At 37.3% G+C, this 15,163-nt stretch carries 17 protein-coding genes; 14 read left to right on the forward strand and 3 right to left on the reverse strand.

Translation table 11 applies throughout. The annotated features are described in order from the left end of the window. Positions 1-78: 78 nt before the first annotated feature. On the forward strand, positions 79-2,622 hold the full coding sequence (locus U5J89_RS12340) for a hypothetical protein (RefSeq protein WP_322575940.1): 2,544 nt from the start codon (positions 79-81) through the stop codon (positions 2,620-2,622). A gap of 436 nt (positions 2,623-3,058) precedes the next feature. On the opposite strand, the gene U5J89_RS12345 is transcribed toward U5J89_RS12340, so the two are convergent. Then, positions 3,059-3,271 carry a hypothetical protein gene (locus U5J89_RS12345; protein ID WP_322575941.1) on the reverse strand — a complete coding sequence of 71 codons (213 nt, stop codon included), beginning with the start codon at positions 3,269-3,271 and terminating at the stop codon, positions 3,059-3,061. 426 nt (positions 3,272-3,697) lie between these two features. Here U5J89_RS12345 and U5J89_RS12350 point away from each other — a divergent pair, with 426 nt between their 5' ends. Next, a complete protein-coding gene (locus U5J89_RS12350) occupies positions 3,698-3,880 on the forward strand; it encodes a hypothetical protein (RefSeq protein WP_322575942.1) in 183 nt (60 codons plus the stop codon). A gap of 329 nt (positions 3,881-4,209) precedes the next feature. Here U5J89_RS12350 and U5J89_RS12355 read toward each other — a convergent pair whose 3' ends face one another. Next, on the reverse strand, positions 4,210-6,390 hold the full coding sequence (locus U5J89_RS12355; RefSeq protein ID WP_322575943.1) for a PAS domain S-box protein: 2,181 nt from the start codon (positions 6,388-6,390) through the stop codon (positions 4,210-4,212). A 348-nt stretch (positions 6,391-6,738) separates the two neighbouring features. On the opposite strand from U5J89_RS12355, the gene U5J89_RS16030 reads away from it, so the two are divergent. Next, the gene (locus U5J89_RS16030) at positions 6,739-6,864 is read left to right on the forward strand and encodes a GIY-YIG nuclease family protein (protein ID WP_416208531.1); all 126 of its coding nucleotides are present in this window, start codon (positions 6,739-6,741) and stop codon (positions 6,862-6,864) included. Between the two features lie 103 nt (positions 6,865-6,967). On the opposite strand, the gene U5J89_RS12360 is transcribed toward U5J89_RS16030, so the two are convergent. After that, the gene (locus tag U5J89_RS12360; RefSeq protein ID WP_322575944.1) at positions 6,968-7,111 is read right to left on the reverse strand and encodes a hypothetical protein; all 144 of its coding nucleotides are present in this window, start codon (positions 7,109-7,111) and stop codon (positions 6,968-6,970) included. A 123-nt stretch (positions 7,112-7,234) separates the two neighbouring features. Between U5J89_RS12360 and U5J89_RS12365 the strand changes: the two genes are divergently transcribed. The 11 genes from U5J89_RS12365 to U5J89_RS12415 all read left to right on the forward strand — a co-directional run. Continuing rightward, positions 7,235-7,915 (forward strand): SOS response-associated peptidase, encoded by a 681-nt coding sequence (locus tag U5J89_RS12365; RefSeq protein WP_322575945.1) that lies wholly within the window; start codon positions 7,235-7,237, stop codon positions 7,913-7,915. A 142-nt stretch (positions 7,916-8,057) separates the two neighbouring features. Then, positions 8,058-8,633, forward strand: a complete 576-nt coding sequence (locus U5J89_RS12370) for a hypothetical protein (RefSeq protein ID WP_322575946.1) — start codon at positions 8,058-8,060, stop codon at positions 8,631-8,633. A gap of 209 nt (positions 8,634-8,842) precedes the next feature. Next, the gene (locus U5J89_RS12375; RefSeq protein WP_322575947.1) at positions 8,843-9,472 is read left to right on the forward strand and encodes a hypothetical protein; all 630 of its coding nucleotides are present in this window, start codon (positions 8,843-8,845) and stop codon (positions 9,470-9,472) included. Positions 9,473-9,642: 170 nt separating this feature from the next. Beyond that, the gene (locus U5J89_RS12380; protein ID WP_322575948.1) at positions 9,643-9,918 is read left to right on the forward strand and encodes a hypothetical protein; all 276 of its coding nucleotides are present in this window, start codon (positions 9,643-9,645) and stop codon (positions 9,916-9,918) included. A gap of 20 nt (positions 9,919-9,938) precedes the next feature. Then, the gene (locus U5J89_RS12385; RefSeq protein ID WP_322575949.1) at positions 9,939-10,532 is read left to right on the forward strand and encodes a hypothetical protein; all 594 of its coding nucleotides are present in this window, start codon (positions 9,939-9,941) and stop codon (positions 10,530-10,532) included. A 295-nt stretch (positions 10,533-10,827) separates the two neighbouring features. Next, entirely contained in the window at positions 10,828-11,541 is a 714-nt protein-coding gene (locus U5J89_RS12390) for a hypothetical protein (RefSeq protein ID WP_322575950.1), read from the forward strand. A gap of 65 nt (positions 11,542-11,606) precedes the next feature. Next, positions 11,607-12,146: a hypothetical protein gene (locus U5J89_RS12395; RefSeq protein ID WP_322575951.1), complete on the forward strand. Its 540-nt coding sequence runs from the start codon at positions 11,607-11,609 to the stop codon at positions 12,144-12,146. Between the two features lie 88 nt (positions 12,147-12,234). Continuing rightward, positions 12,235-12,786, forward strand: a complete 552-nt coding sequence (locus U5J89_RS12400) for a tetratricopeptide repeat protein (protein WP_322575952.1) — start codon at positions 12,235-12,237, stop codon at positions 12,784-12,786. A gap of 74 nt (positions 12,787-12,860) precedes the next feature. Next, the gene (locus U5J89_RS12405; protein WP_322575953.1) at positions 12,861-13,634 is read left to right on the forward strand and encodes a hypothetical protein; all 774 of its coding nucleotides are present in this window, start codon (positions 12,861-12,863) and stop codon (positions 13,632-13,634) included. A gap of 119 nt (positions 13,635-13,753) precedes the next feature. Continuing rightward, positions 13,754-14,230, forward strand: a complete 477-nt coding sequence (locus U5J89_RS12410; RefSeq protein ID WP_322575954.1) for a hypothetical protein — start codon at positions 13,754-13,756, stop codon at positions 14,228-14,230. 225 nt (positions 14,231-14,455) lie between these two features. Beyond that, positions 14,456-15,163: hypothetical protein (locus U5J89_RS12415; protein WP_322575955.1), on the forward strand; the 708-nt coding region annotated here is incomplete at its 3' end.

The raw sequence follows: 15,163 nt of genomic DNA on the forward strand, positions 1-15,163 counted from the left end.
CACTGATCCTTGAGCGGGTACTGAAAACTGAATTAGAAAACAGACAAGCACTTTAATTTCTAATTCAGCAGTATAGTAATGCAACATTTAGTAACAGTAGATAGAAAGCCATTAAAAGAGAAGCCAGAAGGTAGAGAAGTTGGTTACATCAAGAGCCGCTTTGAAGAAGGAGAAGTTAATTCAGTTAGGGACTTCATTGATGTAATCGCTGAAGGTAGAAGCTGGGCACCTCCCATCTTTGAGAATAACCATCCTAAGAATGAGAACTTCATCTCGCAAAGCGTGTTTGCACTTGACTTCGATAGTGGTGTAGATCCACAGGAGGTTATTGATAAGCTTAGAGCTTATTCTATAGAACCCAACGCATATTACAATACATTTTCCCATACAGAGGAGACTCCTAAGTTCAGGTTAATTCTATTCTTGGATCGGAAGATTACAGATCGCCAGGAGCGTGATTGGTTTCAAAAGTCCTTGTTGAAAATGTTTGAAGAGACCGTTGATATGAGTACTGGGGATGCTGCTCGTTTTTATTTCGGCGGAAATGGTGATGGATTTGTCCTCTCAGAAGAGCTTATCTCAGCATATGACCTGGGCATGGTTCTCAAGTCAGATATTGTGCAAGGTGGTAAACAGTTTAGAAGGATTGGAAACAGCCCAGACGTAAAGGGCGGATATAATGTGTATGATGAGATGTGTTTAGACGAGCCTTCTATCTTAAATATAATAGGTAACACGAGTAAACACATTGATAGTTTAAAGAAACGTAAACAATACTGGGAGAAGTTGAAGAGCTATAAGACTACTGAAATCGACTGGCAGGCTCTACAGGACAAGGTGCAGATTTTTGGGGACTTCATGAACAGTGAAGAGCGGTTAAAGTTCGCATCTCTTAAGGGCCTCGTATTAAATATGGTCTGGATGAAGGGAGGAAAGCGAATTTATGAGAATCGGTTGAAGGAATTCAACGAAAACCATCCAAATTACAGTAGTGACGAGTTATATGCACATGACGGTAGACATGAGTTGGCAAGAGTCCTAACAAGAGAAAATAAAAGCCTGGAGACCTACTACTCCCCAATGAAGTTGGAAAACTTCAGCCCTTATGAGGAGGATCATAAATACAGAACGCTTTATGAGGCTGACAGAGAGTTTATTGATGGGGTAGAAATCACTGAGCCTATTAACAGAATGACACTGCCCAAAGCAGAACAGTTGTTCCGATATCAGTTCGAAAAATGCCTTTCTGAGCATGACCAGGACATACATATCTTCTTGTGCCACACCGCATTAGGTAAGACTGAACACATTAAAGATGCAGGACCAAACACGCTGCTCGCATTTCCGACTCATGACCTAAAAGAGGAAGTCATGGACAGAAGAAATGACTACACCTCAGCTATAACTACTCCAAAATTGCCAACTTTCGAAAGTGAGCAGTTAAATCAGAAGCTGAGCAGATTATATGAATTAGGTTTTAGAGGCCTTGCATATAAGAAAATTGTACAAGTAGCACATCAGATTACCAGTGACAGCTACTGTATGTATGATCGCAACCTAGCAGCAAAATATCTGAAAAGGCAAAAAGAGGTTCATGTCACTGATAAAACGATTATGAGTACCCACGATTGGGCCATTCACTCAGGTGGAAATCTCGAGCAGGTAGATCAGATCGTTTACGATGAAGATCCAATGGAGTCCTTAGCTTGTGTGGAGAGCATAAAAATATCCGATTTGATTAAAATGGCTAACCAGACTGGTGAAGGGATGTTCAGGCATAGTGATACAGATTTGCTGGACGTAGTGAATTACCTAATGAGTGAGGTAGAAGAGGGGGAGATTACACAGCTTCCATCCAGGTTTGATTTGGACTTGAAAGACAAAGCAACCAGTTATAGTAGTATGGAAGGACTCTCAAGTAACATTGTCGAATTTTTTAAATCTGATTTTATTTTCCGAGACGAAAAAGATCATGCTGATACAGTGCATTTTATCAACACCTCCTTTTTTCCTGATGATAAGAAAATTATAGTATTATCTGCCAGTGCTAACGTCCCATTTTATGAAGAGATGTACGGCAAAAACAGGGTAAAGACGTATGACATCTCTAACATTCACCAAAAAGGAGAAGTCCATCAACACCTCAACAAGAGCTTCAGTAGAACCTCTCTGAAGGCCTCTCTTTCGGAGGCTAACGAGCTAACTGCTGATAAGCCTACCATCACCTTCATGACAATGAAGGATAAAATAAAAACTGCTGTTGATGATGTATATTTCGGGAATTGCTCAGGGTACGATCACTATTCGAATACCAGTCTCAATATTTTGGGAACCAACCACAAATCGAATGTCCTGTATTACCTACTTGGAGCAGTTCTGGGGATTCCTGTGAAACATGAGAAGGATAGGGAATTTGGAAAGGCTTCTGTAGAATACAATGGCCTTAGATTTACCTTCTCAACGTTCAAACACAACGAGCGATTATCGCAGCTACAGCTCGCTATCATTCATGGGGAGAGCGTTCAGGCTGTAGGAAGAGCTAGAACTCTTCGATATGACTGTAGAGTAGATCTGTATTCAAACCTACCTTTAAGACAAGCAGCACCTAATTATCACTTTTAAACACCAAAAATTAATTTTCAAGAGAGTCATGCCCATACCAGGCTATGGCTCTTTTTAGTTAGAGCCTTAAAAAGCAAAATAAAGCCTCCAAATACGCTAAATCCCAATAGTTTAACTGTAGTGCCTGTTAAAGCCCAATAGTTTAACAATATACTGGAAAACAGTTAAATAAAGCGATATATTTAGAGCGTTATAAAACTTCAGCTTTACAGCTGAGTTCTATATATTAGCCTGAAGGGGCCTATGTCTGTTCTGCAGTTATGCTTAGCTTCAGGTTAGAGCACAGTTTGGCAGGGACGAGCGTTCCTGCTTGTGTCTGATGCTCTAGTTGTCCGTTTTCAGGTGCAATTCCTGTTTTCGGTTTTATGTTGTGGTGAAATTCCACAGTTTATCTATGCCTCCTGGACTTCGGTTCAGGGGGCTTTTTTATTGGCTATCAAATCAGCTCATAGTAAAAAAGTATCTGTAGTATAATCCCAATAGTAATCACTATTAAGGAAATAAGACTCCAGTTCAACCCTAAATCCTGCTTATTAGAGTTAGCCATTTTAGCTATATCAGTATTAATCTCAGGCTTCTCTTGTTCACCGAATCCCATCTGTCTTCTGAGCGTTTTTATCTCTTCAATTAATTTTTCTCTATCAGGCATAAAATCCCCTTTTTCAGATTAAAATATATTCTACTAAGAAGATAATAATAAGGGGTGTTTGTACTCAATACCTGTTTCTTCTCAAGACCAATAAAATGCCGTTAAAAGCTTTTAATAGGTGATATTAGATCAGTTTTATTGGATATCAACCCTCTTTTTGAATATATTATAGGTGTGGTTAGGGGCTTTAAAATATAGAGAGGCAGGGCCAGCGCGAAGGCCGAACATAAAATTCCTAGATTATATAATGAGCCCACCGCAAAGCAAAAAATAAATTACAACGTAATGATCATTACTATGTCGTGAATTAAAAAAGCGAAATACACAAGCATTAAACGTATCTACAACGATAACGAGGACCTGTTTTTAGCCTACCTCTGATACTACGATGGTAGCTTTACCTACTGCAGGGAGCTCCAAGAGTGAATGAAAAACGACGACCGGCTGGAGTGGGCGGATTCGGTCAAGGAGTTTAAGCAACGAATGGCGCATGATTCGGTCTATGAGGATCGACATTTCCGTAAAGTAGATGCCGCCTATGAGCACTTTTTGGAGCGGATCAATGAAGCGGGCGTTACGCTGCCAGCAAGCGTGGAAGATATTCCATAGTGGCTACTGTGAAACCTACTATTGGTCAAGTTGCCCAACAAAGCCACATAAAAGCCCTAAGGCATTGCGCTTTGGGGCTTTTTTAATAAAGGGGGGATGGGTAAGTTAATCGAGATCTTCCGGATTCTCACAGGAACACCCCTATGCTTGCAAAACCAGGGTCCGCAAGCGATGTTGATTTGAAATTCGATCTCCCAGAAAAGCATACCCCTGCTATATACAGCTACCCCCTGGGTGTGAAAGGCGGATTTTTATTTTTAGGTAATTTTCAAAACGCCCAATATAGAACTTGAAGGCTGTTCCTGAATTGAGTGATTATTATTTTCGAATCAATGTTCGATAAAACCGCTCCCAATCCCTTTCACGTCGGTTTTTTTAAAGGTTAACTCAAACCGGGTCCCATTTTCATTAGAAAAAGCAATCTCTCCCTCTAATTGCTGGTTAAGTTGGTTAATTAAGGTCATTCCAGTGGATGAATACTCTTCTTGCACAAAATCATCTGGTAATCCTACGCCATTATCTATGACCTCGACCCAAACCTGGTCATTATTCTCTTGCAGCTTAACTGCAATTTCACCCTCTTGCCGGCCTTTAAAAGCGTGTTTGTAGGCATTGGTCACAACCTCGTTAACCAATAGAGCGCACGGAATGCCCTGGTTAATATTCATGGGGATGTCATCCGCTTCTACAGTGACCGTAATTTGCTTGCTACTGCTATATATATCCTCAATGTTTTGGACCAGCTGTTTTATATTTTCCCCAAAGCTTAAATGAGAAAGGCTTTCTGAACTGTACAACAATTCATGGATGGTAGCTATGGTCTGTATTCGCTGCTGAGCAGTTCTAAGCAAATCCTGCAACGTACTATTATCAGTATCCATGACCTGCAACTCCATCATGCTCGTAATAATGGCTAAGTTATTTTTCACCCGGTGATGAATTTCGGCCAAGAGCGTTTCCTTTTCTTCGAGCGACTGCTCCAGCTGCTGTTGGGAGGCAATCTGTTCACTAAAATCCATCGCTTCCACAAAAATCCCATAGACGTCCCCTTTATCATCAAAGAGTGGTTCATATAGTAAATTAAATATGTATTCTTGTTGTGCGTCCTCTTTATTGTTCTTATCAATAAATATTCGCTCGCTACGACCAAAATACGGCTCTCCGGTATCATATACCTGTTTTAGTATATCGATATAGCCCTGATCTTCGACTTCGGGGATAACCTCATCAACACACTTCCCTACAATATCCTCTTGTCCCACTACTTGCTCATACGCTTTGTTGGCAATAACAAATTTCATTTCTCGCCCTTCCAACAGACATTTAGGAGTCGGGGCTTTTTCAAACATCTTCTTAAGCTTGTCTCGATCGCCTTCGGCTTTCTTGCGTCGGGTTTGCTCTTTTTCGAGCAACGTGCTCAGCTGATTCTGGAGTTCCATTTGTTTCGTGATATCCACTCCGATACCAACAATGTAGGTTTGGTTATCTTGTTCCAACTTTTCTCCATTAAATCGATACGTGGCCGTATTCCCGCCAGCTGTATTTAAGGTCATCTCAAATGAGCTATGTCCTTGGTCAAGAATTTTTTGGATCTCTTCAGGGACTTGTTCTTTGTCGGATTCATGGACAAATTTTACAGCGAGCTGCCCTTTTATTTTTTCAGCAGGGAAACCTAATATCTCCGTCAAATGCTCGTTGATCACCCCTATTTTGCCCTCTTGATCTAATACAAAAAAGACCCCGGGCAAACTGCTAAGTAATACTTTTGTAAATTCTTGTTCATCCCGCAGGGCTTGCTGCTGTTCTTTTCGATCACTGATATCCCGAAATATTAAGCATGATCGCTTCTCACCGGCATAATTCTTAAACACCGTTGACGTTACTTCAACGGGTATCTTTTGGCCTTCTTTATGAATAAAGGTAAGCTCACCAGCGTAATTTCCCGTTTCTATCCGTTCTTTTAAGGCCTTTTCTAATTTTTCATCCTTGGCTACCAGACCTTCGCGCCCCCGCCTGGTGATCTCCTTCTCGGTCATGCCCAACATGTCACAGGCCGCGTAGTTCGCCTGCAGGATTTCCCCGTTGGAATTTGTCAGCATCATCCCCTCCATACTATGCTTAAAGGGTATTCTATTGCTTAGCTGGGTGTCCAGCTCCTCCGTAAGATCTTTAAACATGGCCAACTGATAGGTTCGGTTCACCCCCTCAACGGTCACCGGATTGGTGATGACATACGCATATGTAAATTCGCCGGTCTTTTTTTGATGTTTCCACAGCCCTTCATCACTGACCATTTTATTATCCATCTGGGCTAGGTGTTTTTTCAGTTTGGGAACTTCTTCCTCCGGGCGCAGGTCAAATAAGGTGAGGGAGAGCATCGACTCGCTTGCATACCCACTTAGCGCAATCATCGACTGATTGACATCCTTAATCGAATAGTCCTCCGGATCGTAAATCCACATGGGGATGGGGTTATCGCGAAAAAACTGGTCAAAATTTTTTATTTGCATAACATGCTTCCCTCCTCTCTAATATAATTTGTTACATAATTCACAACATAGGTAAGAAAAGCAAAAAATAGGCTAAAATGTTTATTATTTTTATACCCTATGGCAATTACTGGATTAATCGCCGCCCATTTCTCGCACAGGAATATATCGTTTAGATTTTGGATCAGGAGTTGACATTCAAAAAAAGCATCCCCCAGAGTGCGAGCCTCAGAATTTTATCTTTTTAGATTTTTTATTGCCGCATAGAGCTAAAAATTATCCTGTCACTACTGGTGAAGGCTTGTTATACTCAGGACTCAATAGCCACCAGCAAATAATATCATTGTAATGAACACGTGGTTTGTATATATGATCCGCTGCACCGACGGTAGCTTGTATACCGGCAGCACAAACCATGTGATCAGGCGGTGGGATCAGCATAGGCAGGGCACAAAGGTGCAAAATACCTACGAGCCCATGATCCGGATGAATTAGTATTTGTCGAGGAACATCCTGACCGCTCAAAGGCTTGCAAGAATGAATATTAGATCAAACAGTACTCCAAGCAGGAAAAGGAAGCCCTGATTACTGGATCTTGCTAGTCATACAATTTGCGATACAACCAGTAGGTCTGCAGTAGTTCCAATGCCTCCGGATGCAATAGTAAATACGTCCATAAGGCCATAGCCTGCTCCTCGGATAGTCGGCCCTGAAGATAAAGGGTAATTTGCTTGATAATCATAGTATGATCACCCCTAAATGCTGTTCATAAGTAAGACCGCCAGGACGCCCAATCCTTACAGAAATTTTGTATCATAATATCTGATTGTAACAACAGGTATAATCTATTAACCAACAAAAAACTATGTGTGGACGCTATACACTTACTGAAAGTGACGAAGAATTGGAAGCATGGTTTGATGCGGTCATGGACGAAGGTGAGGGATATGGACCTAATTACAATGTAGCCCCGACTCACAACATGCCAGTTGTAGGACAGAATCGCGAAGGCCAGCGAACGATCCAACAGTTTCGGTGGGGCTTACTGCCATTCTGGGCGAAAGAGAAAAAGGTTGGCTACAGCATGATTAACGCCCGGGCCGAATCCGTCGACACCAAGAAATCATTCAAGCGGTCATTCGAAAAATACCGTTGCCTGGTCCCGGCCAGCGGATTCTACGAGTGGAAAGGGGAGAAGGGCAATAAGACGCCTTACTATATTCACCCGACCCATGAACCGATGTTCGCTTTTGCAGGAATCTACAACGTGTGGGAGTCGCCCGGGGGCGAAAAAATACCGACCTACAGCATTATTACGACCGATGCCAACGAGAAGATGAGCGACCTCCACGACCGCATGCCAGCTATGCTACTGAAAGAAGAGTGGGTCGAGTGGCTGGATCCCGAAAACCACAATACGAACGCATTAAAAGAATTGCTTAACCCATTTCCGGATGATGCCATTGACTTTTATCCTGTAGACAAAGCCGTTAACAACGTGCGGAATAATTCTGAGGAGTTGCTTGAGAGATCTACAGAAAACTGACCTAATAAAAATAGAACCGGACGCCTAATACAGATAATACGCTAAATTATTGTACTGCAAGATTCTTGCTAGCCTTTTAGGGACTTAATGCCTACAATATTGAACAATGAAAACTAGGTTATACAGGATAAGATTTAGATAAATGCCTCAAAAAACAGTAAATCTTGATCAAATACAGCCAAATCTTTCTATCAATTTAGTTTATCTTGCAAAATATAAAGATGGAACTTCTTTAAATTATTTGCAGTCTATTCGTTCAGGAACTTATGAAATTGTTTCTAAAGAAAATCCTGAGGATAATTTATTTGCTCAATCTTACAATAATAATCTTCCTCATGCTACTAAATCCTTGGCTCAAAATTTAGAAGAATACAAATTTGATATAATATTGCGTCCTCCATCTAGCAGAGAAGATGCAAAACCTTATTTAGAAAAAATCAAGGAAATTCGGCCTGATATTAAAGAGATCTCAGATTGCATTAATCGAACTAAAGGCTCAAAATCAGGAGTTGGTAATACTTTTAAGCAGTACAGGAAATCGCTCTCTTATTCATGTGAATCAACACCTAATGGATCAATAAAGCTTTTAATCGTTGATGATGTTTTTAATTCTGGACGTACGGTTTCCTCGATCTTAGACTTATTAATTAATGAGAGTTTTTCTTTAGATGGAGTAACCGTTGCATGCCCATTGTTGATTGAGGATTCTTCTGTATAAGCCGCACATTATACTCGGACAGCCTAGCTATCTCTTTGACTCCCTTTCATTTATTAGTTAATCTCTTAATTTAAAAGTAATTCAATATTCCAGCGTGTGTCGGTTACGTGTAATATGATTTACCTTTTACCGAAGATCTATTTCCAACAGTAATCAATATTTCTCAATTTCTTAGTTTGCAAATAAATTTATTCAATAATGCTCAGATATTGATCACCAAAGTTAGTTCAATATATGAATATCAAGTAGATAAGATTGTAGACATAAATAAAAAGCTTCTGCATCTAAATAATATACCTGAAGATTCCAAGCTACTTCGAATATATTTTGATGTTTCATATCGCTATGATAATAAAGTTAGTAATTTGTTAAAATCTTGGTTAATGGATATGCGGAGATGCTATGTCAAGATGAGAAATAATTGCGAGGTCAAGATCGTAAAAGACGGAAATAAGAAAAATGAGCTATTTAAAAAAGTTGATTCAGTTCCAAAACATAATCCCTCATATATCCAAATAGAATCGAAAAAAAGGTGGGGTGGAGATCAAAAAATATATAAAGTTGAAGTGCCTGACGGTAGAAAAGTAATTATTAATCACCCCCGATTAGATGGGTTGGCAAAAAATATAATACGAATGGTTTCAACTATAAATTATATCCAAAGAAATCCTAGTTCAGTAATCCTTATAGATTGGCCGGGACATAGATATAGGTACCAGTCAATTGATGAAAGAGTCGATTATTATACTGCAAAATTTACCAAAGATATTGATAGTTTTTTAGAAAGTATTAGAAATAATTATGTGCCAGATAAAGCTCGTATAATTGAATCTTACTAAAACCCTAACAAGGGCTTTGAGCCAATTGATAAGTCAATCACCGTCTCTTTGCCACCCTTCCAGTTATTAGTTAATCTATCATTTTAAAACTAATTCAACATTCTGGTGCCTGCCGGTTATGTGCAATATCGTTATACAGCTCAATAAACTCGAATCATCAATATTTAAATATGGATTATTCCGATTTTTTATCAAACGAACCTTTCTTAGATGAGTTTCCCAGACAAATCGTCGTTATTAAGTCTAAAGATGGAAGCGAGAATGTCTTACATCTTAACAACCAGCGATTAACTGGACTAAATTTAGAGGACGCTAATAGTCAAATTCGCAAAATAATTAATAGCTATTTTGAGTCGAATGATGAAACAGTTAAAGCAAAAATATTTACACTGAAAAATGGAGATGAGAAACAATTAGTAGGTACTATATTTAATTCTAAAAAGTAATATTTAATAAGGGGAAATTTATGACAACCGTAACCTATACTGCAGGCTGCAGGGATTGCCTACAAGCTGAAAATCAATCAATAAATATTCCTGATTACAGACCGGAAGATTTATTGCAAGATACTGAATATAACGCAATGGGCGCGATCAATTTTCAGCGAGACGAAAATAATATAAAATGTAGTTTCTGTGGTTCAACCAATGTAGAGCCTTTTGATATTAAAGTTGGAAACCAACTAATTTTTGAAGCAAGCTCAGTAGCTAATCAAGCCAAAAATAACGATGACTTTATGCTTGAGTGTGAGCTCAAGAAAGAAAATGGAAATATAAAGTTTAGAGCTGGTGGTGTTGGAGACCACAGCAATCTTTTTTTAAAAGAAGGTTACAATACAATTTTGAATCGTGTTCGTTTTAACTCAAAATCGACCTTTAATCCTAAACAAAATGGATATTTTTATGCAGCAATAACATCACCGAAAAATATTACCGACAGGTATGATATCAGTTTTGAAACTATGAGATACTTAGGGCTTTCAAAAGGTGAAGTCTATGATGGAATAATGGAAAAGGCAACCAAATATGGAGTAGAAATGGATGACAAACTTTTTAAATAAAATTATAAAGAATAAAAATTGAGGTCGCTGTATAACACGCGCATTAAGTGTGACGTGCCTCGCCATTTTCCACCGGTTTTATTTGATCAGTTTCCATAGTACATTTTAAAACAATTTCAGCACTGTTTTGCACGCACCTTATGCGCCAGGTCGTTATAGGGCTTTGAATAAACCTTAAAAGATGAAGAACTTCATAGGTTCAAAAAAATAATACTCATACTTAAAATTTATTCGCCATAGCTTGCTTTCTATTAAGTAAATGAATCTAATTACCCCTAATTCTTTTAAATAAATTATGGATGAAATTACAAAAGTACTTAACAAAGGCATTGAAGCAAAGAGAGAAGGGAACTACAGTCGTGCCTTAGAATACTATTCAAAAGCTCAAGAAATTGACCCTCTTGATTCAAGGAGTTATGGAAACAGTATGAAAGTTCTAATTGGTACTGGAAATTATGAACTAGCGTTTAGAAACTTATTGGTATTATGTCACTTCAACATCATTCAACGCTTGTATAATCAGGACCCAATGGCGGAACAAGTCTTCTTAAAAAATCTTTTTAGATTTCAATGGTCATCAAATACAGTAACAGATACCCAAATTAAATTAACAGATAGTCAAATATATGAACCTACTCTCGTTTTTGTAGGATTAAAAAAGAATGATTCACTTAAAGACTTAATATTTCGTGCAGACAATTTAACTTTTTATATGGGGCACTGCTATGTTGGTGATTTAAATGCTAATAATGACTCAATTCTTGAACAGTTTGGTAAAAATAGTGAGTCCTTTAAAAATATGAATAAATCTGTACTGGGTAAGCCATCGGGAAGTGACTTTAGGGATTCATCGAAAGAAGGTTACTTTTTAAGTATTGGATTTATTTATGCGCATCTCAATATTAACTTCTCATTAAAATCAGAAGAAGAAATTGTTCAATATTATCTGAATCCTGAGAATAAAATCAGAAAGGATATTTGGAATTACAGGCAATTTATTGACTCATAAAGTCTTCTTAATTTAATTTGAAAACATGATATCCATTTACCAATCTTACTGTTTTTAATATTGAAATGAAATTACTTTCTCTACAAAATATTTCCGTTAATAGTACAGAAAACCCTGAACTCTACGAACTAGGGCAGGAACATGAAACAATTATGACAGAATTTAACGAGTTAAATGAAATTATATATGAAGAAAATCCCCCTTCAAACCCTGGAAAAGGAGAATCAAAAAAATACAACTCTTTAGGAAAAAAGGCCGATAAACTTCAAATACGTATGCTTGAATGGGAGATGGAAGCAAGAGATTTCATCTTTAACCCAAAATTTCGTGCCACTTCAGAAAAAGAAATTTCTGACAGTGAACGTCGTAAAATTTTAGATCAATATATACGAAGTTTGACTATTGCAAGGCAAGACATGGCTCAAGCCCGACAAACTTTGTCAAGCAATCACGATCATTTGGTACAAACAGCAAAGGTGAATTCAAGTATGGCACTTGCAAAAAGTTCACATAAAACTGGAAAGAGAAGCTATATTTGGGCAATTATAGGAGTCATTTTAGCTGTTGTTTCAATTGTCTTATCAATTATATTCTACTTCAACTAAGAACTATCATATTACCAGTGCATAAGCGGGACGTTATAGGGATTTTACCTAACTATTAATTATTGCACGAATAAAAATTTAACTAATTATGACTAGTAATGAATCGAATTCCGATTTACAACCTAAGCAACTTAGCATAGAAGAACTTCGTGAATTACTTTCAAGAGTCAAGAATAAGGAGGATAATGGTAAAAAGTTGAGAGAAGGACAGTCTATATTATTTGATACTCCAGGTGATCATATTGAACAAGCAGACAAGCTAATAAAAGATGGCATCAGAAAATATAAATCTGGTAATGTGCAGGGAGCTTATGCCGATTTTGAACAATCGTTAAAAGTTTGTACTACTGCTGATGGTTATTATAATCGGGGAGTAGTAGCACTTGATTTCGAAAATTTTAGTCGGGCTATATCTGATTTTACGGCTGCCATTATTTTTGATCCAGAGTATGCAAATGCATATAACAATAGGGCAATATCAATTATGGGTGCACTGTTAGGAGAAAACAATACTGTTCATCCGTCAGAAGTTAAAGACATAGTAAAGTTCGCAAAAAATGATTTTCAACGAGCTGTAAACCTTGGAAATTCTCAAGCAGGATCTCACCTAAATCGAGTTAAAAGAAATTTTAATGTTTAAAAAGGAGCAGCAATTTATTTTAATATTGCGGTGAGAATGTTCTAAACAATGGCGATAAACGATTAATAAAAAACATGAATTATTCAGACGAATTTGTCCATAATTGGAAGAGAGCATTTACTGTGAGTGAGGAAATTAGGGATGCCAAAAATATTCAAAAAATAGAAAAACTTTTTAAATCATATCCTATTCATCCTCTAACATTATATAGTAGGCTTGATTTGGGTTTAGCATTTAAAGACGAGTTTGTCATAAATGACTCAATGGAGAAAGTCCTGCAGTTCATCAATACTCCTTTTCCTAATATTTACTTTGATTCACCATGTAATGATCCGATAGGTCAAATAATGCTAAAACCCTTAATTGAATATCCATTGGAAGTTGCACCCACTAATGATCCAAATATATTAAAGTACTTAAATTGGATCTTAGTAGGATATGCATATTTATTTAAAAGTTTTAAGGATCAAGGTATTGCAGCATATGATTCATTAAGAACTATGGGGATAGCTATAGAACAAAATAGTGATGATTTTGCATTTATCATTTTCGGTGGGCATTTAAATAGATCAAATTATGCACTAGACTACACAAAATTTCTTGTTTTCTGTCTTTCCAATTCTGGGCTTGGATTTCAAAAGCACGGGAATAATATGGATGAGTTTCAAAACTTGACAAGCGAGGCAAAAAGATATTCTAGTTGGTTGCAATCGAAAGAACCTTCAAAAGACTGGGCGGACTTTATTGACGAAGGGCAGGAAATCGCATCCTTTTTATATGAATCAGTTATTAATGATATAGAATCTGGTAAAATATCATTGGATAACCTTCAACCGATAGAAGTATAGAAAGTAAAAGTTTGACTATTTATCACTCAAAAGGAAGAATTGAAAAATGTGTTATGCATTGGCATGATCGCATATTGATATTGAGTATTTACCGTAATTTCCTAAAAAAGTTAAACAAAATGCACAAAAAATATCACATCGGTATTTTCCATAGTTTTTCTGACTTGTTAAGCTATTTAGACGATAGGCTTATTTTTATAGGTAATAATCATAGAAATGCGTGTGTGCAGATTATACATGATGATGGCAAAACTGAGCTGAAAACAAAAGAATTTTTGACGAATAATAACTATGGCTTAAAAGAAAAAACAAATCTTCAATTAGAAATTTTATTCTCAAATACTAATAACAAATGGAATTCAAATAATTTTGATGTTTTCTTTGTAAACACAAAGTATAATGCAGAAAATATCCCATCCATAATTGAAGATGTAAATAGCGATGACGTTGCCTTTACCAAAAAATCTTTCCATTTCCTCAATTCTGATTCATACTTTGATTATTATTATAAGTGGAGAAATAAAGGAAAGGTAGAAACTAGTGGTAACCCAAGTGAGCCGTGTAAAATGATAAATAAAAACGCGAAGCCATTTTAATTAGACGTGTAGCTCTTTTCAAAAATTCGTAGCGCCCTATAACCCGCATTAAGCGGACGCACCTCGCCTATTCTTTGCCAACTTTTGGCTTTTTCCCTGTCTGTTCATTACTTAACTAGTCAACCTTTTTAAGGTACCTTATACGCAATGGCGTTAACTGTAATGATTTGAGACTTAAATTTAAGCTATTGTATGCCACTTTTTCTTCGGAGAGAATCAATTAGGATGCTCGAATCAAGTCTTGATGCTTTACATACAGCTGCAAATAGACTGTCAAGATCAAAACGATATGAGATAAGGGAAAAAAGTTCCGAAAATGCTATTTCTATTGGCTTAATCGGTGTTTCAGCAGAACTTGCAATGGCTGCATGTTTAATCCATGCTCATGGTTTATCAATACAAAAAAGAGAGTCTGGTAATTTTAAAAGTTTTCCTGAAATCTTATCAGACTTTAGAAAACTTGTAAGTGAGGCGAGGCCAATTTCTGATTTTTTAGTTGAAGGGGTTAGTAACCCATCCTTACATAGACAAGAACTAGAAAATAGAACCTCCAATTTTGGAATTCTATCAACCGCAAGAGCAGGTGGATTACATGCTGGAAAAGGACCTAATACTGAAGCGGCAATTTATGAAGCTAATGAAATAGCTGATTTCCTAACGTGCCTTTCTAAATCTGATAAAATTAAGCCCTACTTAAATCAAATCCCAGACCTAACTTCACAAAAGAAAGATAGAACTCTAATTTTAGAGGATGTTACTAAAAAAATAAAGGGTATGTCTGGGTCAGATAAAGAATCTGCAATTTCTTCAGTATTTTTAGTTTTGCCTGATATTCCTGACAAAAATCCAGATTGGATTGATCTATTTGAAAAAGTTACGATTGCACCTAAATCACGAGATGTTACATATTTACTTGATGTTTTGGATTCTGCT

It is taken from the genome of Fodinibius sp., assembly GCF_034521915.1.
In the GTDB taxonomy this organism is placed as follows: Bacteria; Bacteroidota; Rhodothermia; order Balneolales; family Balneolaceae; genus Fodinibius.

Coding starts and splice junctions, on each gene's coding strand:
- U5J89_RS12370 (WP_322575946.1), top strand. CDS start 8,058: ATGCCTCAAAAAACAGTAAATCTTGATCAAATACAGCCAAATCTTTCT.
- U5J89_RS12355 (WP_322575943.1), bottom strand. CDS start 6,390: ATGCAAATAAAAAATTTTGACCAGTTTTTTCGCGATAACCCCATCCCC.
- U5J89_RS12405 (WP_322575953.1), top strand. CDS start 12,861: ATGAATTATTCAGACGAATTTGTCCATAATTGGAAGAGAGCATTTACT.
- U5J89_RS12400 (WP_322575952.1), top strand. CDS start 12,235: ATGACTAGTAATGAATCGAATTCCGATTTACAACCTAAGCAACTTAGC.
- U5J89_RS12395 (WP_322575951.1), top strand. CDS start 11,607: ATGAAATTACTTTCTCTACAAAATATTTCCGTTAATAGTACAGAAAAC.
- U5J89_RS12350 (WP_322575942.1), top strand. CDS start 3,698: ATGAAAAACGACGACCGGCTGGAGTGGGCGGATTCGGTCAAGGAGTTT.
- U5J89_RS12385 (WP_322575949.1), top strand. CDS start 9,939: ATGACAACCGTAACCTATACTGCAGGCTGCAGGGATTGCCTACAAGCT.
- U5J89_RS12365 (WP_322575945.1), top strand. CDS start 7,235: ATGTGTGGACGCTATACACTTACTGAAAGTGACGAAGAATTGGAAGCA.
- U5J89_RS12340 (WP_322575940.1), top strand. CDS start 79: ATGCAACATTTAGTAACAGTAGATAGAAAGCCATTAAAAGAGAAGCCA.
- U5J89_RS12390 (WP_322575950.1), top strand. CDS start 10,828: ATGGATGAAATTACAAAAGTACTTAACAAAGGCATTGAAGCAAAGAGA.
- U5J89_RS12380 (WP_322575948.1), top strand. CDS start 9,643: ATGGATTATTCCGATTTTTTATCAAACGAACCTTTCTTAGATGAGTTT.
- U5J89_RS16030 (WP_416208531.1), top strand. CDS start 6,739: ATGATCCGCTGCACCGACGGTAGCTTGTATACCGGCAGCACAAACCAT.
- U5J89_RS12360 (WP_322575944.1), bottom strand. CDS start 7,111: ATGATTATCAAGCAAATTACCCTTTATCTTCAGGGCCGACTATCCGAG.
- U5J89_RS12410 (WP_322575954.1), top strand. CDS start 13,754: ATGCACAAAAAATATCACATCGGTATTTTCCATAGTTTTTCTGACTTG.
- U5J89_RS12345 (WP_322575941.1), bottom strand. CDS start 3,271: ATGCCTGATAGAGAAAAATTAATTGAAGAGATAAAAACGCTCAGAAGA.